A 22,738-nucleotide genomic window follows, 5' to 3' on the forward strand; every position below is an offset into this window, starting at 1 on the left:
TGGTCGTGGCCCAGAGAAAAAGCCGTAGTGACCGGCGCATCGACTTGATCGAGGCTGCGCGCCGAGCCATCATCCGGCACGGCATCGACGGTGTACAGCTTTCGCACGTGGCCGAGGAGGCCGGTCTGACCTCCGGAGCCGTGCTGTACCACTACCCCGACCTCGGGGAACTGCTCGTCGAGGCCCAGCACGCGGGCATGGAACGTTTCTACGAGCTGCGCATGCGCCGCCTGGCCGACTTCACCGACCCGGTCGAGAAGCTGGTCGTCACGATCCGGTCGGGATTGCCGACCGGGCCGCTCGACCCCGACGTGCGCCTGCTCAACGAGCTGGGCGGCGCCGCCGGCCGCAACCGGGTCTACGGCGTGCTGCTCACCTCGCTGTACGACCGCCAGGTGTCGATGTACCAGGCGATCCTGGACACCGGGGCCGCGTTGGGGGTGTTCCGGCTGACGGCCGACTCCCTGACCGTCTCGCGCAACCTGGTGGCGCTGGAGGACGCCTACGGCTACCGCATCACCGCCAGGCACCCGCTGATCGGCCCCGACGAGGCGGCCGAGCTGATCCTGTCGTACGCGCGGGCGGCGACGGGCAACGACCTGGCTCATTGATCGACCGTCATGATGACGGCGTCCTGGGCCTCCCAGCGCACCTTGACCTTCGCGCCGGGCTGCACCGTGCTCGCCCCCTGCACCGCGGCGAGCACGGGCTTGGCCCGGCCCGGCACGTCCACGGAGACGTGCGAGACGCCGCCGTAGAAGCTCACGTCCAGGACGCTGCCCTTCAGGCCCCTGGCCGCGCTCTCGTCGGCCAGCTCGATCTTCTCGGGACGCACCGCGAGCAGCGCCTTGGTGTCGGCGGCCGGTTCGCCGAGCGGCGTGCCGGCCAGCATGCCGAACTCGTCGCTCTTGATCCCGTCCAGGCCGGTGAAGACGCCCTCGAAGAGGTTGTTCGCACCGACGAAGTCGGCCACGAACGGCGAGCGCGGGCGCTCGTACAGGGCCACGGGGGCGTCCACCTGGCGTACGGTGCCGCTGTCGAAGACCGCGATGCGGTCGGCCAGCGACATCGCCTCCTCCTGGTCGTGCGTGACGACCACGAAGGTGATGCCGACCTCGTGCTGCAGCCGCTTGAGCTCAAGCTGCATGTCGGCGCGGACCTTCTTGTCCAGGGCCGACAGCGGCTCGTCGAGCAGCAGCAGGCGCGGGCGCTTGACGATGGAACGGGCCAGCGCGACCCGCTGCCGCTGCCCGCCGGAGAGCTGCGCGGGCTTGCGCGAGGCGTGCGCCGACAGGCCGACCGTCTCCAGCACCTCGCCGACGCGCTGCTTGACCTCCTGCCGGGGCAACTTCTCCCGTTCCAGGCCGTACGCCACGTTCTTGGCCACGGTCATGTGCGGGAACAGCGCGTACGACTGGAACATGAGGCTGATCGGCCGCCGGTTGGGCTGCTTGCCCAGCAGGTCCTCGCCGTCGAGCGTGACCGTGCCGGCGTCCGGCGACTCGAACCCGGCGATGATCCGCAGCAGCGTGGTCTTGCCGCAGCCGGAGGGCCCGAGCAGGGCGAAGAACTCGCCCTGCTCGATCTCCAGTGACACGCCGTCGAGCGCGGTGACGTCGCCGAACCTGCGGGTGATCCCGTCAATCCTGAGCACGTGACTCCCCGATCTTGGTCATCCGCTGCCCGGCGATCACCGCCGTGAAGCTCACGAGGAGCAGGATCGCGGCCAGCGCGTTGATCTTCGGGGTCACCCCGAAACGAACCATTGAGTAGATGACGATCGGCAGCGTCGGCTCCGCGTTGCCGATCGTGAAGAAGGCGATCACGAACTCGTCCAGCGACAACGTGAACGCCAGCAGCGCCCCGGCCACGATCCCGGGCACGAGCTGCGGCAGCGTGATCTTCATGAACGTGACCACCGGCCCGGCCCCGAGGTCGCGCGAGGCCTCCTCCAGCGAGGTGTCGGCGTTGGTGAGCCGGGTGCGCACCACGGCCGCGACGAACGCCATCGAGAACAGGGCGTGCGCGATCGTCACCGTGGGCAGGCCGAGCGCGAACTGGGCGTCCCACTGGGCCAGGAACTGGTTGATCAGCGCGTACAGGAGCAGCAGGCCGATCGCGAGCACCAGGTCGGGCAGCACGGCGGGCATGAGCGAGAGCGCGTCGAGGATCTTGGACTTGGTGTACCTGGCCAGGCCCACGGCCAGCAGCGTGCCGAGCACGGTGGCGATCGCCGTCGAGCCCAGGGCCACGATCAGCGTGTTGACCAGGCCGTCCCTGATCTTCTCGTCGGCGGCCAGCTCGCCGTACCACTTGAGGCTGAAGCCCTCGTAGGTGTAGGCCGACTTGCCGGAGTTGAACGACATGGCGACCAGGACGAGGATCGGCACGTACAGGAAGACGTAGGTGGCCCAGAAGGGCACGTACAGCAGCTTGGATCTACGCACGGCGGGCCGCCCACGCCTGCACGAGCAGCAACACGATCAGCACCGCGATCAGCGCCAGCACCAGCGCCGAGCCGAACGGCCAGTCGCGCGCGGTCAGGAACTGGTTGCGGACCAGGTTCCCCACCATGATCGACTTGCTGCCCCCGAGCATCTCGGGGATGACGAAGTTGCCGAAGCTCGGCACGAACACGAACATCGCGCCGGTCAGCACGCCGGGCAGCGTGAGCGGCAGCGTCACCTTCCTGAACGTGGTGAACGCCGAGGCCCCCAGGTTCGCCGACGCCTCGCGCAACTGCGGGTCGAGCTTCTCGATCGTGGAGTACAGCGGCAGCACCATGAGCGGCAGATAGGAGTAGAGCAGGCCTGTGACGATCGTGCCCTGGTTGTAGAGCAGCTCCAGCTTCGTGCCCAGCAGCGAGTTGATCAGCCCGGGGCCGCTGAGCATGATGATCCACGCGTAGACGCGGATGATGAAGTTCGTCCAGAAGGGCAACACGATCGCCACCAGGGCGATCGTCTTCCACTTCGCCGGGAGCTGGGCGATCAGGTACGCCGTCGGGTAGCCGAGCAGCAACGCGATCACCGTCGTGATCGCCGCGATCTTCAACGAGTCGCCGACCACGCCCAGGTAGAGCGAGTCGGCCAGGCGCTGGAAGTTCTCCAGCGTGAACTCGTAGACCACGCCGCCGAAGCGGCCCCGCTGGAAGACCGTGTAGCTGAGCACCAGCGCCAGCGGCACCAGCAGCAGCACGACCAGGTACGTCAGACCTGGCGACAGGAAAACGAACGCGCCCAGCCGGCGCCCCCGCGTACGGGACACCGGCCGGGCCTTGACCTCGGATCTCACTGCACCAACGACTATCCGGCCGTGACTTCCTGCGACAGGCGGCTGAACTTGGTCGACGCCTGCCCCAGGTCGATGATCGACTCACCGTTGAGCAGCTCCGCCGGCTTGATGTCGAGCAGCGAGCCCTTGGCGATGGTCACCTTGTCCATGGCGGCCTTGTTGGGGACCTTGTAGTTGATGTTCTCGGCCGCCCAGCGGTGGGTCTCCGGGTCGAGGATCATGTTGATGAAGGCGTGGGCCGCCTCCTTGTTCTTGGAGGACTTCATGATCACCATGGTGTCCACCCAGAGGTCGCTGCCCTCCTTCGGCACCACGAACTTGATGTTCTGCTTCTCGTCCGTGGTCGGGCACCAGCCGTCCCACGCCTCGACCATCAGCGCCTCGCCGGACTTTAGCTTGTCGCCGAAGGTGGTGTCGTCGTAGGCGAGCAGGTGCGGCTTCTGGGAGACCAGCAGTTCCTTGGCCTTGGCGATCTCCTCGTCCTTGTCGGTGTTGACCGAGTAGCCGAGCGCCTTGAGCGCGGGCAGGACCAGCCAGCGCTCGGTGGTCATCATGGTGACCTTCTTCTCGGCCCAGGACGGGGGCTTGAGGATGTCGTTCCAGCTCGTCGGCGGCGTCTTCACCAGGTCGCTGCGGTAGCAGATGCCGGTGGTGCCCCAGGTGTAGGGCACCGAGTACTTGTTGCCCTTGTCGTAGGAGAGCTGAGTGGCCTCGGGGTAGAGATTGGCCAGGTTGGGGATCAGCTCGGCGTGGATGGGCTCCAGCAGGCCCTGGGCGTTGAGCGCCTGGGCGTACTGGCCGGAGACGAACGCCACGTCGATGCCGCTGTCGCCGGAGGCGGTCAGCTTGGCCATCGCCTCTTCGTTGGTCGCGTGCAGGCCGACCTTCATGTCCTTGACCTTGAGCTGCGACTTGACCTTCTCGGGCAGCTCCTTGGGCGTGTAACCGTCCCAGACCGTCACCTGGAGCGACTGCTTGGACAGGTCGGCGTTGGGCTGGAGCTGTTCGGCCTTGGCCGCGGTCGTGCCGTCTGAGCTGTTCGACGACTCACCGCCGCACGCCGCGACGGCTAGCGCGAGGCCGGCCACCGCCACGGCGGCCGGAAGTCGACGGGTGAACCGGGTACGGGACACGGCCGCTACTCCTTCTGGTGCTGAGGGTTGAGGGGTCGCGCGACCTTACTGGACACGGCAGACCAGAGCAGGAGTGTTGCAGCAGAAATCAACATGAGCAAGACTTTTCCCGACATTGCTACCTGGAAGTTTGATCACAGTGTTGAATCGGGATTCAATAACGGATGCGCCTCATCCCGGTCCGTGAGGGACCTCCACCTCGCGTCCGGACCGCCTTTGGGCCGCGCTCTTAGCGCCATCTCTCCTAGCCGTAATCTAGCGGCTCAGGAGCGTGCGATCCCTGTTGGGTACACCGGAAACAGGCGACAAGTCAGGATTCACGCAGCCAGGGATGAGCAGTCACCTCCGGACAGCTCCCGCTCTCCCGCGGCGCGGACACCGAACACCCACGTCGTCGATCTCCGCGTCGGAGAGCGAGCCGTCCCTGGCCGCGGTACGGGCGTCCCGCGATCACCACGGACATCTCGCGCAGGTTGGCGGCCTGCACCCTCCGGACCTCCTCCGCGTTCGCCCTCAGCGACCACCACACGCCCACCGCCACACCGGCCACCGCCGGCACGACGATCACCGCCGGCACGGTGACGGCGGCGAGCCGGCCATCACCTGTCGGCTCGGGCTTCTCCGGGCGATCCACCACGGTTCGGACAGTACCCTCCTGTCCGGCGCCGCGGCATTTCCCGGTACGCCCGCATTACCGGCGGAATCGCGGAGTTGCAGGGGATATCAACATGAGCGAGACTTCCTTCCACACGTCGGACGGGAACCATGGTCAATCTGCTGAACTGGGATTCAATTGAGCGCAGGCTCGCCGCCCTGGCGGATGAGCCGGTGTCCGACCGGGATCACGGCCTGTCCACGAGCCTGCTGCGGGCCCTCGCGGGCGATCCGCCGGCCCCCTTCGGGATCCGCCGCTTCCACCCCCTTCCCGCGCTGAGTGCGACGGCCGCCGAGCGCGGCTTCGGACCGCACGTCGACCAGACCAACCACTCGGTCGTCGTGGACGAACGGGTGGTCGTGAAGTGGCTGACCCCGCCGGTCCCGCTCCCCCACCCGACGCCCGAGATCTTCGCCCACCTCGTCGAGGTCGGCTTCGCGGACACCGCGCCCCCGTACCTGGCCCTGACGCGGGCCACGGACGCCGGCGAGGAGCTGCTGGCGCTGGTGACGGGCTACCTGCCCGAGGCGCGCGACGGCTGGGAGTGGTGCGTGGACGAGGCCGAGTCGGGCCGCACGGAGTTCGCCGGCGAGCTCGGCCGCCTGGCCGCCGACCTGCACGTGGCGCTGTCCACCCTGCCGGGCGGCTCGTCCGCGCGGTCGGCCGACCCGGCGGCGCGGGCCGCGCGGGCGCTGGCCGAGGCGCTCGACCTCACCGGCGACGCCGACGGCGAGTGGCTGGCCGCCAGGGCCGGCGCCCTGGCCCGCGAGCTGGAGCCGCTGCGGGCGGGCATCGCGAGCCCGGCGATCAGGATCCACGGCGATCTGCACGTGGGCCAGATCCTCAGCTGGCGCGACGGCTACGCCGTGATCGACTTCGACGGCAACCCCACGGTCGCCGACACCGGCGTCCGCCAGCCGGCGGCCAGGGACGTCGCCCAGCTCACCACGAGCCTGGAGCACGTGGCCCAGGTCGCGATCAGACGCCGGGGCACGCCGCCCGCCGACGCCGCGGCCTGGGCGGGCGCGGCCCGTACGGGTCTGCTGGCCGCCTACCGGCGCCGCCTGTCCGAGCAGGGCAGGCCCGACCTCCTGGACGAGACCCTGATCCGCCCGTTCGAGGTCGAGCAGGAGTGCCGGGAGCTGATCTACGCCGCCCGCCATCTGCCCCGCTGGCGCTACGCCCCCATGGGCGTGCTGCGCACCTGGTACCCCGAGGAGATCGTTCCGTGAATTCCGAGCTCTACCTGGCCGACCTGGAGGCCAAACCCGCCGCCCTGGCCGGCCTGGCCGACGGGCTGCGCGCGGCCGACCCCTTCGCCGGGCTGCCCGAGGGCGTCCGCAGGGTGCTGTTCCTCGGCATGGGCAGCTCCCGGTACGCCGCCGGGGTGGCGGCCCTGCGCCTGCGCGCGGCCGGCGTGGACGCCTACGCCGACTACGCCTCGGCCGCGGCGACGTACCCGGCCGGTCCGGACACGCTGGTCGTGCCGATCTCGGCCACCGGCGGCAGCCGCGAGACCCTCGACGCCCTCGCCCGCTACGCGGGAGGCCCGTCGTACGTGGCCGCGATCACCAACGTGCCCGGCTCGCCCGTCACCGAGGCGGCCGACCTGGTCGTCCCCATGAACGCGGGCGAGGAGCGCGGCGGCGTGGCCTGCCGGACGTTCCAGCACACGCTGGCCCTGCTCCTGGCGCTCGAAGCCCGCCTCACCGGAACGGGACGCGACCTGCCCGCGCTGCTCACGCGGGCCGCCGAGGCCACCCGCGACCTCCTGGACCGCCGGGACGACTGGCTCCCGCTCACCATCGAACTCCTCGACGGCCCACACGGCGTCTACACGATCGCCCCCGCCGAACGGCTGTCGTCGGCCGAGCAGTCGGCGCTGATGTTCCGCGAGGGCCCGCGCCGCGCGGCCGACGCCTGCGAGGCGGGCGACTGGTCGCACGTGGACGTCTACCTCACCAAGACGCTCGACTACCGCGCGCTGCTCTTCCCCGGCTCCGCCTACGACGCCCAGGCCATGGACTGGGTACGCGAACGCGGCTCCACGGTGATCTCCGTGGGCGGCGAGGTGAAGGACGCCGCGGCGGCGGTCCGCTACGCCCACGACGACGATCCCGACGTGGCGCTGCTCACCGAGACGCTGGTGGCCGAACTGGTCGCCGCCTACTGGTGGAACGCTCAGTAGGAGCGGGCGCTGAGGACGTGCTCGACCAGCGTGATCAGGGTGTTCTTGACCGACTGGCGGGCACGGGCGTCCGTGCGCACGATGGGCACCTGCGGCGAGAGCGTCAGCGCCTCCCGCACCTCGCTCTCCACGTGCGGGAAGTGCCCGTCCCAGCCGTTCAGGCCGACGACGAACGGCAGCCGGGCGTCCTCGAAGTAGTCGACCGCCGGGAAGCTGTCGGCCAGGCGGCGGGTGTCCACCAGCACGACCGCGCCGATGGCCCCGCGTACGAGGTCGTCCCACATGAACCAGAACCGGTGCTGGCCCGGCGTGCCGAACAGATAGAGGATCAGCTCGCGGTCGAGCGAGACGCGGCCGAAGTCCATGGCGACGGTCGTGGTGGCCTTGTCCGGCGTGTGCGAGAGGTTGTCGATGCCCTCGGAGGCGTCCGTCATGACGGCCTCGGTCGTCAGCGGCACGATCTCCGACACGGCGCCGACGAAGGTCGTCTTCCCGACGCCGAACCCGCCCGCCACGACGATCTTCGTCGAGGTGAGCGCTGTGCTAGAGCCGGCGAAGTCCACTCAGGACCCTTTCGAGCAGTCTCCGGTCCGGGAGGCCCGCCTCGAGCTGCGGCTGGTAGACCTTGACCAGCCCGTCGGCCTCCATGTCGGCGACCAGCACCCGCGCGACGCCGAGCGGGACGGCCAGCAGCGCGGAGATCTCCGCCACCGACCGCACCTGACGGCACAGCTCGCTGATCGCGCGGTACTCGCGGGTGTAGGTCATGCCGAGTCGCGCCGAGGTCGCCGACGAGACCAGCGCCTCCATGGCCAGGCCGGTACGCGGTGCCGTCCTGCCGCCGGTGACGGCGTACATGCGTACCAGCGAGCTGCGCTCGGGTTCCGGCTCCCGGTCATGCCACGATGCCAACGTCCACTCCCATCACCAAGGGCGCGCGGATGACAACTCCGCCCGTACGGCAGGGGTCAGCACCTGCCCCGTACGCTCCACCAGAATCGTCATCTGGTACGCCACCAGGCCCATGTCACAGTCGGGCGCGGCCAGCACAGCCAGGCACGACCCGTCGCTGATCGACATGACCAGCAGCAGGCCGTGTTCCATCTCCACCAGGGTCTGCGTGACGCTGCCGCCCTCGAAGACCCGCGCGGACCCCTGCGTGAGGCTGACCAGCCCGGCCGCGACGGCGGCGAGCTGGTCGGCGCGGTCCTTCGGGAAGCCGCGGGAGAAGGCCATCGGCAGGCCGTCGGCGGAGACGACCACGGCGTGGGCCACGCCGGGCACCTCCTCGACGAACCCGCTGACCAGCCAGTTGATGTCTCTGGCTCCCTGGCTCAGCTCCTTCATCAGTCCTCCTCTAGCTCGGCCCGGCCCTTGCGCACGCCCTGCTGGTAGCTGGCCAGCCTGTTACGCAGCCGGTCGGGGGACAGCGGAGGAACGGGCGGGGGCGGCGGCTGTGGGACCGCGGTACCCGGTACCAGGTTCGCTCGCGGCGTGCGTTTGGGCAGGCCGGAGCTCGTGGTGCCGTTCTTGGCGGGCTCGGCGGCCGTGGTCGCGGCCTCCCAGCCCTGGTCGGCGGGCGACGTCCAGGCCGGATCCCGGCGGTCGGCGGTCGGCGTCGACTTGCTGAACCAGCTGCTGTCCTCGACCGAGGCGAAGATCGGCAGGAACTCGTTCGTGGCCGCCGGGTCGTTCGCGGCCGGCCCGGGCCCGGTCGCGAACGACGGGTACGAGTCCGGCGCGCCGGGCGGACCGGCCGGGCCCGGTTGCGGCAGCTCGACCGAGTGTGTGGAGGTCGAGGTGAACCACGACGACGCCTCGGACTCCGCCTGCATGGCGTCGAACGACGGATGCCCGTAGGCGGGCATCGGCGCCGTGGGCGGCGCGAACGGCTCGCCCCCCGCCCCGAACGGCTCGCCACCCGCGTGCGGCGGCCCGAACGGATCCGCGGCCGGGTTCGGGGGGAACGGCTCCGCACTCAGGTTCGGGGAGAACGGGTCGGCGGTGGGGAAGGAGCCGGTGCGGCGGCCCTGGTCCAGGCGGGCCGCGCCGGTGGCCTGGGCGTGCCCGGACCCGGCCATGGACCCCGCCAGAGGCCCGGTCATGGGTTCGGCCATCGAACCGGCCATCGAACCGGCCATCGAGCCCGCCAGCGGGCCTGTGCCGGGGATCGCGGTGAGCAACATCTCCGGGACCAGCACCATCGCGGTCAGCCCGCCGATGTCCTGGCGGCGGAGCTGCACCTTGATGGTGTGCCGCAACGCCAGCCGCCCGACCACGAACAATCCCATCCGCCGCGACACGGACACGTCCACGACCGGCGGGTTGGCCAGCCGCCAGTTCGCCTCCGCCAGTTCCTCGGGGGTCATGCCGATCCCGTTGTCGGTGACCGACACCATCAGCCCGCCGCCGTCGATGCGGCTGCTGGAGATGATCACCTTGGTGTCCTTGGAGGAGAACGACACCGAGTTCTCGACCAGCTCGGCCAGCAGATGCACGACGTCGGTGACGGCCTGCCCGGCGATGGCGACGTCCGACTGCACCTGGACGCTGACCCGGTCGTAGCTCTCGACCTCGCCGAGCGCCGCCCGCACGATGTCCATGAGCTCGATCGGCTCGCTCCACTTGCGCGCGGCCTCCTGACCGGCCAGGACCAGCAGGTTCTCGCTGTTGCGGCGCATACGGGTGGCCAGGTGGTCGAGCTTGAACAGGTCGCCCAGGCGCTCGTCGTCGCGCTCGCCGCGCTCCAGGCGTTCGATCAGCGTGAGCTGCCGTTCGACCAGGGTCTGGCTGCGCCGCGACAGGTTGACGAACATGGCGTTGACGTTGGAGCGCAGCCGCGCCTCGTCGCCCGCCAGCCGTACGGCCTCGCGGTGCACCTCGTCGAAGGCGCGGGCGACCTCGCCCACCTCGTCCCTGGAGAAGATGCCGATGGGCGGCACCTCGGCGTCGACCGCGCCGTCGCGCGACTCGCGCAGGTGCTGGACGAAGTCGGGCAGCCGGTGCCCGGCGATCTCCAGCGCCTCGCCGCGCAGCCTGCGCAGCGGCCGGACCAGCGACCTGGCCACGCCGGTGGTGATCAGCAGGACGGCGACCAGCAGCGCGAGCACCGCGCCCGCGATGACCATGGCACGCTGCCGCTCCTCGGCGGCGAGTGTACGGCTGCGCGCCACGATCCCGGCGGACTGCCGCTGCTCGACCGTGCGCATGGAGTCCACGACCACGTTGGACGCCTCGAACCATTCCTTGGCGTCGTCGCGTTTGGCCAGGTCCAGCCCGCGCAGCGGCAGCGAGGCCGAGGCCCTGATGAGCACGAGTTCGCGCAGGAAGAGCATGCGGTCGGCGCTGCGGCCGTTCACGGTCTCGTCGAAGAAGCGGCGCTCGTCGGCGGTGGCCTCGGCGGCGAAGCCCTTGCGCTCGGCGGTCTCGCTGGACAGCTCTCCCAGGAAACGTTTGAGCTGGTCCTGGCCGAACGCGCCCTCGACGAGGACCGTGGTGAGCAGCGCCTGCTGGTACGAGACGCTCTCCTTGGCCCTGGCCAGGCCGTCCAGCATGCGGGTCTGGCGGAACAGCTCGTCGTCGGAGCTGCCCTTGATCAGTTCGGTGTGGATGGAGAGCAGTTCGTTGACGACCGTCGTGTAGAGGTCGACGGCGGGGCCGGGGAGCAGGTTGGCGTCCAGCGCCTGCTGGCGCAGGGAGGTCAGGTCGTCCAGGCGGCTGAGCATGTTCTCGATCTGGTCGGCGGTGCGGCCCTCGATGTCGGCGAGGATCTGCTGCGCGGTGCCGCGTACCTGTCTGATGGCGACGTCCACCTGGTCCATCTGGGCCTGGACGCCGCCGATCCCGGTCACCGGCCGGTTCCTGGCGATGTACCAGGCGGTCTTGGCGCGTTCGCCGGCGAGCTGGTGGGTCAGGTCGCCCACCTGCTCGGACAGCGCGGCCAGTCGGTTCGTACGGTCGTAGTCGGCGGCGGCGCCCGTGGAGGACAGCACTTGGACGCCGCCCAGCAGCACGGCGGCGGCCGTCGGCACCAGGATGAGGGCGACCAGCCGCGCGCGCACGCGCCAATTGCGCAGGCGCCAGTTGCCCTCGCTGGCCTGCCTTTCGCCCAGCTGTGTTGTCACCGAACGCACCTCGCCCGAATCGGCGTATTTGTGGGGTCTGCGCCCCTTGAGAGAAATCAGCAAGTGCGGGTAATTGGAACACATCCTAAGCGGGCGTGGCCACCCGCGCATAACGGGGCGAAATTCAACTTCTGCGTCCGGTGAGACAACGAGCTGGAGCTCCATCCCGGCGTTCACCTAGCCAGAAATAATCCCTCATATGTTTATATGTCCACGTATGGGCGATTAGCGCGTTCCAACCACATAACACGCGAGGAGCAGCCGGATCTCTCACAGGTCACAGCGTTGAGATTTGCGTTATTCACCGCATATGTTGAGCCCCGGCAAACGAGGAGGCGAGGGTGCGGGATTCCCCCGACAGCGCGGCTATCAGCGTCGAGGGCCTTTGGAAGATCTTCGGGTCGAGGGCACAAAAGGTGCTGGACAGCGAGGACAGGCACCTCGAACCGGCCGCGCTGCGAGAGAGGACCGGCTGCACCGCCGCCGTCCGCGACGTGAGCTTCGAGGTACGCCCCGGCGAGGTCTTCGTCGTCATGGGCCTGTCGGGAAGCGGCAAGTCCACCCTCGTACGCTGCCTGACCAGACTCGTCGAGCCCAGCGCCGGCGAGATCAGGATCGGCGGCGAGGACGTCGGCCGCGCCTCCCCCGCCCGGCTGCGCGAGCTGCGCCGCCACCAGGTGAGCATGGTCTTCCAGCATTTCGGGTTGTTGCCGCACCGTAAGGTCGTTGACAACGTTGCCTACGGTCTGGAGATCCAGGGCACCGCCAAGGCCGCCCGGCACGCGCGGGCCGCCGAGATCCTGTCACTCGTGGGCCTCGACGGACACGCCGACGCCTACCCCGACCAGCTCTCCGGCGGCATGCAGCAGCGTGTCGGCCTGGCCCGCGCGCTGGCCGTCGATCCCCAGGTGATGTTGTTCGACGAGCCGTTCAGCGCGCTCGACCCGCTGATCCGCCGCGACATGCAGGCCGAGGTGATCCGGCTCCACCGCGAGGTCGGCAAGACCATGGTGTTCATCACGCACGACCTGTCCGAGGCGCTCAAGCTGGGCGAGCGGATCGCCATCATGCGGGACGGCTCGATCGTGCAGCTCGGCACGGCCGAGGAGCTGGTGGGCGCGCCGGCCGACGACTACGTGGCCGACTTCGTCCGCGACGTGCCGCGCAGCCACGTGCTGACGTTGCGCTGGATCCTCCGCTCCCCCGAGCCCGGTGAGCCTCTGGACGGCCCCCAGCTCCCCGTCACCACCCTGATCAAGGACGCCATCGCCGCGGCCTCGGCCTCCTCCCGCCCGATCCGGGTGATGGACGGCGACGAGCTGGCCGGGGTCGTGGACCGCGTCGACCTGCTGTCCTTCCTCGCCGGGCAGGACACGGCGGCAAGGGCAGGCGCGTGAGCACCACCGCGGTCAGCGCCCCCACCAAGCTCAGGATCCCGAGATGGGCCGCGCCCGCCGGGGTCGCGATCGTGTTCGCCGCGGCGTACCTGGTCTTCCGCGGCACGGGCACGCTGCCGCACGACAAGGAGGCGCCGCAGTTCCTGGCGGTCACCGACCTGCGCGAATGGATCGACGACAACCGCAACGAGAGCCCGCTCTTCCTGTACTTCCTCAACTACGTCCGCCTGTTCGTCGACGGGGTCTACACCTTCTTCCAGTCCGTCCTGAACGCCCTGAACTGGCCCGGTCTCATCGGCGTCCTCGGCGCGCTGGCCTGGCTGGCCGGCGGCTGGCGCATCGCGCTGCTCGCGGCGGCGGGTGTGAGCGCGTTCGGGGTGCTCGGGTTGTGGCAGTCGAGCGTGGACACGCTGGCCCTGGTCGCGGCCTCGGTGCTGCTGTCGCTGGTGATCGGCGTGCCGCTGGGCGTGTGGGCCGGGTTGTCGGCGCGGGTGCGCCGGGTGCTGACGCCGGTGCTCGACGTCATGCAGATCATGCCGACGTTCGCGTACCTGGCGCCGCTCGTGCTGTTCTTCCACATCGGCGCGCCGGCCGGGGCGATCGCGACGATGATCTACTCGATCCCGCCCGCGATCCGCATCACCGCGCTGGCCGTCGAGGGGGTCTCCCCCACGGCCGTCGAGGCGTCGGCGTCGCTGGGCGCGACCCGCCGGCAGACGCTGTTCAAGGTCCACCTGCCGCTGGCCCGCCCGACGATGGCGCTGGCGGTGAACCAGACCATCATGATGGCGCTGTCCATGGTCGTGATCGCGAACCTGATCTCGGCCCCCGGCCTGGGCGGCGACATCATCCGCGGCCTGTCGCGGGCGCAGGTCGGCATCATGCTCCCGGCGGGCCTCGCGATCGTCGTCATGGCCGTGGTGCTCGACCGCACGCTCATGTCGATGGCCCGCCGCGAGGCGCACGCCACGGTCGGACGGCTCGACCTGGTGGTCGCTGCGGCGCTGGCCGGCGTGGGGCTCGTGGCCGGGTTCGTGTTGCCCGTGGGCTGGCCGGACGGCCTGACGGTCACCTTCGCCGGCGCGGTGAACGACGCGGTCCGCTGGGCCGAGACGACCTGGTACCCGGTCACGACGTTCGTCAAGGATCTGACCTCGGCCTTCCTGCTCAACCCGCTGGAGGGCCTGCTCACCTCCGCCCCGTGGTGGCTGATCGCCCTCGCGGTGCTGACCCTGGCCTGGTGGGTGAGCGGCGTACGCCCGGCGCTGACCGCGCTCGGCTGCCTGCTGGCGATCGCGCTGCTCGGCGTGTGGGAGCACGCCATGCAGACGATGACCACGGTCGCGGTGGCGGTGCTCGTCACCCTGGTCATCGGCCTGCTGCTGGGCGTGGCCGCGGCGCGCTCGCCGCGTTACTCGGCGATCCAGCGCCCGCTGCTGGACGCCGCCCAGACCATGCCCGCCTTCGTGTACCTGCTGCCGGCGCTGGCCCTGTTCGAGACCACCCGGTTCACCGCCATCTTCGCCTCGGTCATCTACGCGGTGCCACCCGTGGTGCGCCTGGTCGAGGACGGCATCAGAGGCGTGCCCGCCACGGTCGTCGAGGCGGCCGCCTCGGCGGGCTCGACTCCGGGCCAGCTCCTGTGGAAGGTACAACTCCCGATGGCGCGGCGGGCCATCCTGCTCGCGGCCAACCAGGGCATCGTGATGACGCTGGCCATGGTCGTCGTCGGCGGCCTGGTCGGGGCGGGCGCGCTCGGGTACGACGTGGTCGTCGGCTTCTCCCAGCGCACGGATTTCGGCATGGGCTTCGTGGCGGGCATCGCGACCGTCCTGCTCGGAGTCATGCTCGACCGCATCACGCAGGGCGCCGACAGGCGCCCTTCCCCCCGAAAGAGGAAGCGCACATGAAGATTCGCCTGCTCGCAGGCCTGCTCGTTCTCGGCCTCACCGCCGTGGGTTGCGGCGGTGGCGCCAAGGTGGAGACCTCCCCCAGCGCCGCCGCCCCGGCGGCCGGCACCGGCTCCGGCGCGCCGGCGACGGGCACCGTCAAGATCGCGATCAACCCGTGGGTCGGGTACGAGGCCAGCGCGAACGTCGTCGCCTACCTGCTGAAGAACGAGCTCAAGTACACCGTCGAGCTGCCCGAGATCAAGGAGCAGGTCGCCTGGGAGGGCTTCGAGACCGGCGACGTGGACGTCATCATCGAGAACTGGGGCCACCCGGACCTGAAGAAGAAGTTCATCGACGAGAAGAAGGTCGCGCTCTCGGCGGGCTCAACCGGCAACAAGGGTGTCATCGGCTGGTACGTCCCCAAGTGGATGTCCGACAAGTACCCGGACATCACCGACTCCAAGAACCTGAACAAGTACGCCGACCTGTTCAAGACGTCGGAGTCCGGGGGCAAGGGCCAGCTGCTCGACGGCGACCCCAGCTACGTCACCAACGACGAGGCCCTGGTCAAGAACCTCAAGCTGAACTACAAGGTGGTGACCGGCGGCAGCGAGGCGGCCCTGCTCAAGGCCGCCGAGCAGGCGCAGGCGCAGAAGAAGGCGTTGTTGTTCTACTTCTGGACGCCCCACTGGCTGTTCGACAAGGTCGAGCTGACCCGGGTGAACCTGCCCGCGTACAGCGAGGGTTGTGACGCCGACGCCAAGAAGGTCGCCTGCGACTACGCCGAGCTGGACCTCGACAAGATCGTCAGCAAGAAGTTCGCCGACACCGGCGGCAAGGCGTACGAGCTGGTCAAGAACTTCAGCTGGACCAACGAGGACCAGAACGCGGTCGCCAACGACATGACCAACAACGGCCTGACCGGCGAGCAGGCCGCCAAGAAGTGGGTCGAGGCGAACACCGCCAAGTGGCAGGCCTGGATCCCCAAGTGACCCCTCTTGACCGCGCCCCCTCCGGCCGCCCGCCGGAGGGGGCGGGGGAGACGCGGTCGCGGAGACCTCTCATGCGAACCAAGAAGCTCATCGGGCCGCTGCTCGCGGCCCTGCTCCTGACGGCCTGCTCCGGCGGCACCCCCGAGAGCGGCGCCGCGGGCAAGGGCACGGTCAACATCGACGTGCACGCCTGGGTCGGCTACGAGGCCCAGGCCGCCGTGCTGGCCTACCTGCTCGAACACGAGCTGGGATACAAGGTCAGCACACGCAAGAACAACGAGAGCGATTCCTGGCGCGATTTCGAAAGCGGCAAGGTCGATGTGATCGTCGAGAACTGGGGACACAACGATCTGAAGAAGGAGTACATCGAGCAGAAGAAGGTGGCGCTGTCGGCCGGTCTCACCGGCAACAAAGGGGTGATCGGTTGGTACGTCCCCGAGTGGATGGCCAAGAAATATCCCGACATAACCGACTATCGGAACCTGAATAAGTACGCGCCCCTCTTTAGGACAGCCAAAACCGGAAATTTGGGTCAGGTGCTCGACGGCGACCCGACATTCGTCACCAACGACGAGGTTCTCATCAAGAATCTCGGCCTCGATTACAAGGTCGTCTACTCGGGCAGCGAGGACGCGCTGATCAGGGCCGCACAGTCCGCGACGAAGAACCGTACGCCCCTGCTCATGTATTTCTACGAGCCGCAATGGTTGTTCACCAGGGTCAAGCTGGTCAAGGTCAACCTGCCCGCGTACGCGATCGGGTGCGACAACGTGCCCGCCAAGGTCGCCTGCGACTACCCGCCGTACCTGCTGGACAAGATCGTCAGCCGGCGGTTCGCCGAGCGCGGCGGGAAGGCGTACGAGCTGGTGCGCAACTTCACCTGGACCAATGACAACCAGAACGCCGTGGCCAGCAACATGATCAACGGGAAGAAGTCCGCCGAGCAGGCCGCCCGGCAGTGGGTGGAGGAGAACAAGATCGTGTGGAAGGACTGGATTCCGCGTTGAGCTTCGACTTCGTCATCGTGGGCGGCGGCTCGGCCGGCTGTGCCCTGGCCAACCGGCTGAGCGCCGATCCGTCGGTGTCCGTGCTGGTGCTGGAGGCGGGCCGCCCTGACCACCTCTGGGACGTCTTCATCCACATGCCGGCCGCGCTGATGTTCCCCATCGGCAGCCGCTTCTACGACTGGAAGTACGAGTCCGAGCCCGAGCCGCACATGAACGGCCGGCGCATCTACCACGCGCGCGGCAAGGTCCTGGGCGGCTCCAGCAGCATCAACGGGATGATCTTCCAGCGCGGCAACCCCCTCGACTACGAACGCTGGGCCGCCGACCCCGGCATGGAGCACTGGGACTACGCGCACTGCCTGCCGTACTTCCGGCGCATGGAGAACTGCCTGGCCGACCCGGGCTCGCCCTTCCGCGGCGACGACGGCCCGCTGAAGCTGGAACGCGGCCCGGCCCGCGGCCCGCTGTTCGAGGCGTTCTTCGAGGCCGTCCAGCAGGCCGGCCACCCCCTCACCGACGACGTGAACGGCTACCGCCAGGAGGGATTCGCGGCCTTCGACCGCAACATCCACCGGGGCCGCCGGCTCAGCGCCGCCCGCGCCTACCTGCATCCCGTACGCCGCCGTCCCAACCTCACGGTCAGGACGCGGGCCCACGTGGAGAAGGTGCTCTTCGAGGGCACGCGGGCGGTGGGCGTGCAGTGCGGCGGCGAGCGCATCGAGGCCCGCGAGGTCATCCTGTGCGGCGGCGCGATCAACAGCCCCCAGCTCCTCCAGCTCTCCGGCGTCGGCCCGAAGGCGGTGCTGGAATCGGCGGGCGTCAAGGTGGTGCACGACCTGCCGGGCGTCGGCGAGAACCTCCAGGACCACCTGGAGGTCTACGTCCAGCACGCCTGCACCCGGCCGGTCTCGCAGCAGCCCTCGCTGGCGATGTGGCGGCGGCCGTTCATCGGCGCCGACTGGCTGTTCCTGCGCCGCGGTCCAGGGGCCACCAACCACTTCGAGGCGGGCGGGTTCATCCGCTCGAACGACGAGGTGGCCTACCCGAACCTGATGTTCCACTTCCTGCCGATCGCCGTGCGCTACGACGGCTCGGCCCCGGCCGGCGGCCACGGCTACCAGGTGCACATCGGCCCGATGTACTCCGACGCCCGGGGCTCGGTGCGTATCACGTCGGCCGACCCCCGCGACAAGCCCGCCCTCCGCTTCAACTACCTCTCGACCGAGCAGGACCGCCGCGAGTGGGTGGAGGCCATCAGGCACGCCCGCGCCATCCTGTCCCAGCCCGCCTGGTCCGGCCTCGACGGCGGCGAGCTGTCCCCCGGCCCGGACGTCCAGACTGACGAGGAGATCCTGGCCTGGGTCGCCAAGGACGGCGAGACGGCACTCCATCCGTCGTGCACCTGCAAGATGGGCGTGGACGAGACGGCCGTCGTGGACCCCGCCACCATGCGCGTGCACGGCCTGGACGGCCTGCGCGTCGTGGACGCCTCCGCCATGCCGTACGTCACCAACGGCAACATCTACGCCCCGGTCATGATGCTCGCCGAGAAGTCCGCCGACCTCGTCCTCGGCAACACCCCCCTCCCGCCCGACCCGGTGGACTTCCACCGCGCCTGACCCGGTCTCACCGGTCCAGATGCCGGTACCGGCGTACGGACAGGACGAAGAAGACGGCGGTGAGCACGACGGGCCACAGGACGGCCATCGGCACGGCGTGCTGGGCCACCCACGACCCGCCGCCCCAGCCCGGGTTGCCGAACAGCTCGCGGGCGGCGGCGACCGTGGAGGAGAGCGGGTTCCACTCCGAGATCGCGCCCAGCCAGCCGGGCATGGTGGCGGGCGCGACGAAGGCGTTGGACAGGAAGCCGATCGGGAACTCCATCGTCTGGATCGCGACCGCCGCGCCCGGGTCCCGGGCGAGCAGGCCGAGGTAGACGCCCGCCCACAGCAGGGCGAAGCGCAGCAGCAGGAGCAACGCCACCGCGCCCAGCGCGCCCTGGGCCGTCGCCGGCCGCCAGCCCACCGCCAGGCCGCAGAGCAGCAGGCCGCCCAGGATCAGGACCGAGTTGAGCAGGTCGGCGACCGCCCGGCCGATCAGCACGCCCGACGGCGCCATGGGCATCGAGCGGAAGCGGTCGGTGACGCCCTTGGAGACGTCCGTGGACACGGCGATCATGGTGGAGCTCAGGCCGAAGAGCATCGTCATGCCGTACATGCCGGGCATGAGGAAGGCGAAGTAGTCCGCCCCCGCGGGCACCTCGACCGCGCCGCCGAACAGGTAGCCGAACGCCAGGGTGATCACCACGGGGAAGAGCACCCCGAAGAGCACCGTCATGGGCTGGTTGGCCCAGTGGATCAGGTCGCGGCGGGCGACGGTCCAGCCGTCGGCCAGCGCCCATCTGAGTGCGGTCATCGATCGCCTCCCGCGGTCGTCAGGTTCAGGAAGACCTCGTCGAGGGTCGGACGGCGCAGCGCGACGTCCTCGGCCTCGATGCCGGCCGCCGCCAGCGCGGGCAGGACCCGCGTGAGCGCCGTCACGCGGTCGCCCACGGGCACGCTCACGTGCCGGGTGTCCCGGTCGACCTCGGCGGGCCCCGAGGCCGTGGCCGAGACGATCACGGCCGCCTCGTCGAGCCTGGCCGCGTCGTGCACGACCACGTCGAGCCGGTCGCCGCCGAGCGTGGACTTCAGCTCGTCCGGCGTGCCCTCGGCCACCACCCGGCCCGCGTCGATCACCGCGATCCGGTCGGCGAGCCGGTCGGCCTCCTCCAGGTACTGGGTGGTCAGCAACACGGTCGTGCCGCCCGCCACCAGCTCCCGCACGGCGCTCCAGATCCCGGCGCGGCTGCGCGGGTCGAGGCCCGTGGTGGGCTCGTCGAGGAAGAGCACCGGCGGCGCCAGGATCATGCTCGCGGCCAGGTCGAGCCTGCGGCGCAGGCCGCCGGACAGATCCTTGGCTGGGCCGTCGTGCCCGTCCAGGCCGAAGCGTTCCAGCAGCTCGGCGGCCCTGGCGCGGGCGGCGGACGCGCTCAGGTGGTGGAGCCGGCCGAACAGCTCCAGGTTCTGCGCGCAGGTCAGGATCTCGTCCACGGCCGTCTGCTGGCCGACCAGGCCGATGGCGGCGCGCACACGCCGGGGCTCGGCCACCACGTCGAACCCGGCCACCTCCGCCCGGCCCTCCGACGGCCGCAACAGCGTGGTGAGGATGCGGACGGCCGTGGTCTTCCCCGCGCCGTTGGGACCGAGCAGGCCGCAGACCGTGCCGGCGGGCACGTCGAGATCGATGCCGTCCAGGGCTTTCTTCGAGCCGTACGTCTTACGCAGGCCCTTGGCGAGCACTGCGGACATGGCCACCTCCCAGTCGAATCGTACGGCGTACCGTACAACATACGATTAGAGTTGGCAACCGTACGGTGTACCGTACGAGAGTGACTGTTGAGTACCCTGGTAAAGGCGACCCGGCGCGCAGCCTGGCGTTGTTGTGGCGGACGAGCGAGCGGGCCAGCCGCAAGGGCAAGCCCGAGCTGAGCGTCGACCGCATCGTCCGGGCCGCCATCGAGGTGGCCGACGCCGAAGGGCTGCAGGCCCTGTCCATGCGCCGGGTGGCGGAGAAACTGGGCGTCGGCACGATGTCGCTCTACACGTACGTGCCGGGCAAGCCCGAGCTGCTCGACGTCATGCTCGACACGGTCTACGGCGAGACCGCCCGTCCCGACGACGTGCCCGGCGGCTGGCGGGCCCGGCTCGATCTGATCGCCAGGGAGAACTGGGCGCTCTACCTGCGCCACCCGTGGATGCTCCAGGTGGCGGTGAGCCGCCCGCCCCTCGGCCCCAACGTCACCGCCAAGTACGACTACGAGCTGCGCGCCATCGACGGCATCGGCCTGACCGACCTGGAGATGGACTCGGTGATCACGCTGATCACCGGCTTCGTGCACGGCACGGCAAGGGGCGCGGTCGAGGCCGCCCAGGCCGAGAGCGAGACCGGCATGACGGACATGCAGTGGTGGGCCGCGCACGCGCCCTTCCTCAGCCGGATCAGCGACCCCGCGAGGTTCCCGACGGCCTCGCGGGTCGGCCAGGCGGCCGGGGAGGCGCTGCAGGCCGCCTACAGCCCCGAGCACGCCTTCGAGTTCGGCCTCCAGCGGGTGCTCGACGGCGTCGAGGTGCTGGTCAACAGCCGGTCATCGGCCTGACAACGCCTGCTCGTAGGCCAGCAGGGTGCGCACGAACGTGTGCCGTTCCCCCGGTGTCAGCGGCTCCAGCGCGGTCCGCCATGCCGTGGCGCCGTAGCCGAGCCATTCGGTGATCGCCTCCTGGTGGTCGGGGGCGATGCTGACGATCGTACGGCGCCGGTCGGCGTCGTCCTCGCGGCGTTCCAGGACGCCCTTCCTGCTCAGCTCGCCCACCATCAGGCTCACCGTCGCCGGCGCCACCTCAAGGCGCCCGGCCAGCTCGTTGACCGTGGTCGGGCCGTCGAACAGCAGGTAGGCCAGCAACGACAGGTGCCGGGGTGCCAGCGACAACGACCGCAGCGCCTCGGGCACCTTCAGCCGCTTGGCCCGGCCCACCATGCGCGGCATCAGGAGCAGCAGCGTCCTGATGCCTTCGTCCACGCTCAAGCCGTCGGTTGACATCACCAATACCTTGCTGTCTAAATTAGCTTTGCTTGCAAAGCAAATACGTCGTCGTCTGAGCAAAGGATAGTGACATGGACGAGCGGGTACGGGCTTTCGGGGACGAACTGGTCAAGGTGCACGACTGGTTCAGAGGCGAGCTGGCGAAACTGCGGGCGGGCGGGGAGGTCGCCGACGACCTTCGGGCACACTGCCTGACGTTCTGCGACGCGCTGAACTTCCACCACTCGGGGGAGGACCGGGTGGCGTTCCCGTACCTGGAGCGGCTGCGTCCGGAACTGAAAGAGCCCCTCGACCGGCTGCGCGAGGAGCACGAGGTGATCGCGGCGCTGGTCGGGGAGCTGCGCGCGGCCACCGGCCCGGCGGCGGTCGAACGCGTCGCCGCCGAGCTGGAGGCCCATCTCGACTACGAGGAGAAGGTGCTGGTGCCCGTGCTCAACTCGCTGGAGAGCGTCCCGTGGGCGGTCGGCGGCTAGCGGACGGGGGCCGCGCGCAGGCGTACGACGTGCTCGACGAGCGAGATCAGCGTCGACTTGACCGACTCGCGGTTACGCGCGTCGGTGCGCACGATCGGCACGTGCGCCCCCAGGGCCAGCGCCTCGCGCACCTCGTCGTCGGTGTGCATGAACTGCCCGTCCCAGCCGTTGATGCCCACCACGAACGGCAGCTTGGCCTCTTCGAAGTAGTCGATCGCGGGGAAGCTGTCGGCCAGGCGGCGGGTGTCGAGCAGCACGACCGCGCCGATCGCGCCGCGTACCAGGTCGTCCCACATGAACCAGAACCGGTGCTGTCCGGGCGTGCCGAACAGGTAGAGGATCAGGTCGCGGTCGAGCGAGAGGCGGCCGAAGTCCATGGCGACCGTCGTGGTCTGCTTGTTCGGCGTCAACCCGAGGTCGTCGATGCCCGCGGACGCGTCGGTCATCACCGCTTCCGTGGTGAGCGGGAGGATCTCGGACACCGCCCCCACGAACGTCGTCTTGCCGACGCCGAAGCCACCGGCGACGACGATCTTCGTCGACGTGAGGCCGGGGCTAGAGCCTGCGAAGTCCACTGAGCACCCTTTCGAGCATGTTGAGGTCTGGCTGTCCCTGGCTGAGGCGCGGCTGGTGCAGGCGGACAAGTCCTTCGTCTGACATGTCCGCCACGAGCACCCTCGCCACGCCCAGCGGGACGCGGAGCAGGGCCGAGATCTCGGCGACCGACCGGAACGTCCTGCAGAGCTGCATGATGGCCTCCTGCTCGGGGGTGAGCATGGCCATCTCGTCGTCCGGGATCGACATCGACGAGATCAGCGTTTCCATCGCGAGGTGATACCGCGGCTCGGAACGACCGCCGGTCACCGCGTAAGGACGGAACAGGGGCTCGTCGTCCCCGGTCCCGTCACTTCCGTACACGGCCCTCTCCCATCAGTTCCATC

24 protein-coding genes are annotated in these 22,738 nt (G+C 69.7%); 10 read left to right on the top strand and 14 right to left on the bottom strand.

The genetic code is table 11. The features are described 5' to 3' along the window. The first annotated feature begins 5 nt into the window (after positions 1-5). Positions 6-611: a TetR/AcrR family transcriptional regulator gene (locus IEZ27_RS21155; RefSeq protein WP_229824181.1), complete on the top strand. Its 606-nt coding sequence runs from the start codon at positions 6-8 to the stop codon at positions 609-611. On the opposite strand, the gene IEZ27_RS21160 is transcribed toward IEZ27_RS21155, so the two are convergent. From IEZ27_RS21160 to IEZ27_RS21180, 5 genes are all read right to left on the bottom strand, one after another. Beyond that, the gene (locus tag IEZ27_RS21160) at positions 605-1,654 is read right to left on the bottom strand and encodes an ABC transporter ATP-binding protein (protein ID WP_189648831.1); all 1,050 of its coding nucleotides are present in this window, start codon (positions 1,652-1,654) and stop codon (positions 605-607) included. The two genes, IEZ27_RS21155 and IEZ27_RS21160, sit on opposite strands and share 7 nt — an antisense overlap. Further along, positions 1,641-2,447, bottom strand: coding sequence for an ABC transporter permease (locus IEZ27_RS21165; protein ID WP_189648832.1), 807 nt, complete (start codon positions 2,445-2,447; stop codon positions 1,641-1,643). Before IEZ27_RS21165 ends, IEZ27_RS21160 begins: the two co-directional genes overlap by 14 nt. Next, entirely contained in the window at positions 2,440-3,294 is an 855-nt protein-coding gene (locus tag IEZ27_RS21170; RefSeq protein WP_229824182.1) for an ABC transporter permease, read from the bottom strand. Before IEZ27_RS21170 ends, IEZ27_RS21165 begins: the two co-directional genes overlap by 8 nt. Before the next feature lie 11 nt (positions 3,295-3,305). Beyond that, complete coding sequence (locus IEZ27_RS21175) at positions 3,306-4,427, bottom strand: polyamine ABC transporter substrate-binding protein (RefSeq protein ID WP_189648833.1); 1,122 nt, start codon at positions 4,425-4,427, stop codon at positions 3,306-3,308. A gap of 310 nt (positions 4,428-4,737) precedes the next feature. Beyond that, positions 4,738-5,064, bottom strand: coding sequence for a hypothetical protein (locus IEZ27_RS21180; RefSeq protein WP_189648834.1), 327 nt, complete (start codon positions 5,062-5,064; stop codon positions 4,738-4,740). Positions 5,065-5,192: 128 nt separating this feature from the next. On the opposite strand from IEZ27_RS21180, the gene IEZ27_RS21185 reads away from it, so the two are divergent. Both IEZ27_RS21185 and IEZ27_RS21190 read left to right on the top strand, forming a co-directional pair. Beyond that, on the top strand, positions 5,193-6,314 hold the full coding sequence (locus IEZ27_RS21185; protein WP_189648835.1) for an aminoglycoside phosphotransferase: 1,122 nt from the start codon (positions 5,193-5,195) through the stop codon (positions 6,312-6,314). Then, positions 6,311-7,270 carry an SIS domain-containing protein gene (locus tag IEZ27_RS21190; RefSeq protein ID WP_125631410.1) on the top strand — a complete coding sequence of 320 codons (960 nt, stop codon included), beginning with the start codon at positions 6,311-6,313 and terminating at the stop codon, positions 7,268-7,270. The genes IEZ27_RS21185 and IEZ27_RS21190 overlap by 4 nt, the downstream gene beginning before the upstream one ends. Here the strand turns inward: IEZ27_RS21190 and IEZ27_RS21195 are convergent. The 4 genes from IEZ27_RS21195 to IEZ27_RS21210 all read right to left on the bottom strand — a co-directional run bounded on the left by IEZ27_RS21195 (position 7,264) and on the right by IEZ27_RS21210 (position 11,394). Then, positions 7,264-7,833 carry a GTP-binding protein gene (locus tag IEZ27_RS21195; RefSeq protein WP_189648836.1) on the bottom strand — a complete coding sequence of 190 codons (570 nt, stop codon included), beginning with the start codon at positions 7,831-7,833 and terminating at the stop codon, positions 7,264-7,266. The two genes, IEZ27_RS21190 and IEZ27_RS21195, sit on opposite strands and share 7 nt — an antisense overlap. After that, positions 7,814-8,128, bottom strand: coding sequence for a DUF742 domain-containing protein (locus IEZ27_RS21200; RefSeq protein ID WP_229824241.1), 315 nt, complete (start codon positions 8,126-8,128; stop codon positions 7,814-7,816). The genes IEZ27_RS21195 and IEZ27_RS21200 overlap by 20 nt, the downstream gene beginning before the upstream one ends. 66 nt (positions 8,129-8,194) lie before the next feature. After that, positions 8,195-8,617: a roadblock/LC7 domain-containing protein gene (locus IEZ27_RS21205; RefSeq protein WP_189648838.1), complete on the bottom strand. Its 423-nt coding sequence runs from the start codon at positions 8,615-8,617 to the stop codon at positions 8,195-8,197. After that, positions 8,617-11,394, bottom strand: a complete 2,778-nt coding sequence (locus IEZ27_RS21210; RefSeq protein WP_189648839.1) for a sensor histidine kinase — start codon at positions 11,392-11,394, stop codon at positions 8,617-8,619. The genes IEZ27_RS21205 and IEZ27_RS21210 overlap by 1 nt, the downstream gene beginning before the upstream one ends. Before the next feature lie 341 nt (positions 11,395-11,735). Here IEZ27_RS21210 and IEZ27_RS21215 point away from each other — a divergent pair, with 341 nt between their 5' ends. From IEZ27_RS21215 to betA, 5 genes are all read left to right on the top strand, one after another. Beyond that, a complete protein-coding gene (locus IEZ27_RS21215) occupies positions 11,736-12,791 on the top strand; it encodes a quaternary amine ABC transporter ATP-binding protein (RefSeq protein WP_125631420.1) in 1,056 nt (351 codons plus the stop codon). Continuing rightward, entirely contained in the window at positions 12,788-14,701 is a 1,914-nt protein-coding gene (locus IEZ27_RS21220) for an ABC transporter permease (protein WP_189648840.1), read from the top strand. The genes IEZ27_RS21215 and IEZ27_RS21220 overlap by 4 nt, the downstream gene beginning before the upstream one ends. After that, positions 14,698-15,675, top strand: a complete 978-nt coding sequence (locus tag IEZ27_RS21225) for an ABC transporter substrate-binding protein (RefSeq protein WP_189648841.1) — start codon at positions 14,698-14,700, stop codon at positions 15,673-15,675. Before IEZ27_RS21220 ends, IEZ27_RS21225 begins: the two co-directional genes overlap by 4 nt. A gap of 71 nt (positions 15,676-15,746) precedes the next feature. Then, positions 15,747-16,682, top strand: a complete 936-nt coding sequence (locus tag IEZ27_RS21230; protein WP_189648842.1) for an ABC transporter substrate-binding protein — start codon at positions 15,747-15,749, stop codon at positions 16,680-16,682. Beyond that, positions 16,658-18,301, top strand: coding sequence for a choline dehydrogenase (betA, locus tag IEZ27_RS21235; RefSeq protein WP_229824183.1), 1,644 nt, complete (start codon positions 16,658-16,660; stop codon positions 18,299-18,301). Before IEZ27_RS21230 ends, betA begins: the two co-directional genes overlap by 25 nt. A gap of 7 nt (positions 18,302-18,308) precedes the next feature. Here betA and IEZ27_RS21240 read toward each other — a convergent pair whose 3' ends face one another. Beyond that, entirely contained in the window at positions 18,309-19,097 is a 789-nt protein-coding gene (locus IEZ27_RS21240) for an ABC transporter permease (protein WP_189648843.1), read from the bottom strand. Then, a complete protein-coding gene (locus IEZ27_RS21245) occupies positions 19,094-20,032 on the bottom strand; it encodes an ATP-binding cassette domain-containing protein (RefSeq protein WP_189648844.1) in 939 nt (312 codons plus the stop codon). The genes IEZ27_RS21240 and IEZ27_RS21245 overlap by 4 nt, the downstream gene beginning before the upstream one ends. An 80-nt stretch (positions 20,033-20,112) precedes the next feature. Between IEZ27_RS21245 and IEZ27_RS21250 the strand changes: the two genes are divergently transcribed. Next, on the top strand, positions 20,113-20,880 hold the full coding sequence (locus IEZ27_RS21250) for a TetR/AcrR family transcriptional regulator (protein ID WP_189648845.1): 768 nt from the start codon (positions 20,113-20,115) through the stop codon (positions 20,878-20,880). On the opposite strand, the gene IEZ27_RS21255 is transcribed toward IEZ27_RS21250, so the two are convergent. Further along, on the bottom strand, positions 20,869-21,321 hold the full coding sequence (locus tag IEZ27_RS21255; RefSeq protein WP_125631440.1) for a MarR family winged helix-turn-helix transcriptional regulator: 453 nt from the start codon (positions 21,319-21,321) through the stop codon (positions 20,869-20,871). The two genes, IEZ27_RS21250 and IEZ27_RS21255, sit on opposite strands and share 12 nt — an antisense overlap. Before the next feature lie 74 nt (positions 21,322-21,395). On the opposite strand from IEZ27_RS21255, the gene IEZ27_RS21260 reads away from it, so the two are divergent. After that, on the top strand, positions 21,396-21,797 hold the full coding sequence (locus IEZ27_RS21260; protein ID WP_189648846.1) for a hemerythrin domain-containing protein: 402 nt from the start codon (positions 21,396-21,398) through the stop codon (positions 21,795-21,797). Here the strand turns inward: IEZ27_RS21260 and IEZ27_RS21265 are convergent. Next, entirely contained in the window at positions 21,794-22,372 is a 579-nt protein-coding gene (locus tag IEZ27_RS21265) for a GTP-binding protein (RefSeq protein ID WP_125631444.1), read from the bottom strand. The genes IEZ27_RS21260 and IEZ27_RS21265 overlap by 4 nt on opposite strands. After that, positions 22,353-22,715 carry a DUF742 domain-containing protein gene (locus IEZ27_RS21270; protein WP_125631446.1) on the bottom strand — a complete coding sequence of 121 codons (363 nt, stop codon included), beginning with the start codon at positions 22,713-22,715 and terminating at the stop codon, positions 22,353-22,355. Before IEZ27_RS21270 ends, IEZ27_RS21265 begins: the two co-directional genes overlap by 20 nt. Positions 22,716-22,738 lie beyond the last annotated feature (23 nt).

This window comes from Nonomuraea spiralis, from assembly GCF_014648435.1.
Taxonomy (GTDB): Bacteria; Actinomycetota; Actinomycetes; order Streptosporangiales; family Streptosporangiaceae; genus Nonomuraea; species Nonomuraea spiralis.

Bases quoted from the DNA above. Each gene is read 5' to 3' on its own strand.
- IEZ27_RS21185 (WP_189648835.1), top strand. From the start codon at position 5,193: ATGGTCAATCTGCTGAACTGGGATTCAATTGAGCGCAGGCTCGCCGCC.
- IEZ27_RS21200 (WP_229824241.1), bottom strand. From the start codon at position 8,128: ATGTACGCCGTCACCGGCGGCAGGACGGCACCGCGTACCGGCCTGGCC.
- IEZ27_RS21245 (WP_189648844.1), bottom strand. From the start codon at position 20,032: ATGTCCGCAGTGCTCGCCAAGGGCCTGCGTAAGACGTACGGCTCGAAG.
- IEZ27_RS21260 (WP_189648846.1), top strand. From the start codon at position 21,396: ATGGACGAGCGGGTACGGGCTTTCGGGGACGAACTGGTCAAGGTGCAC.
- IEZ27_RS21240 (WP_189648843.1), bottom strand. From the start codon at position 19,097: ATGACCGCACTCAGATGGGCGCTGGCCGACGGCTGGACCGTCGCCCGC.
- IEZ27_RS21230 (WP_189648842.1), top strand. From the start codon at position 15,747: ATGCGAACCAAGAAGCTCATCGGGCCGCTGCTCGCGGCCCTGCTCCTG.
- IEZ27_RS21205 (WP_189648838.1), bottom strand. From the start codon at position 8,617: ATGAAGGAGCTGAGCCAGGGAGCCAGAGACATCAACTGGCTGGTCAGC.
- IEZ27_RS21255 (WP_125631440.1), bottom strand. From the start codon at position 21,321: ATGTCAACCGACGGCTTGAGCGTGGACGAAGGCATCAGGACGCTGCTG.
- IEZ27_RS21225 (WP_189648841.1), top strand. From the start codon at position 14,698: ATGAAGATTCGCCTGCTCGCAGGCCTGCTCGTTCTCGGCCTCACCGCC.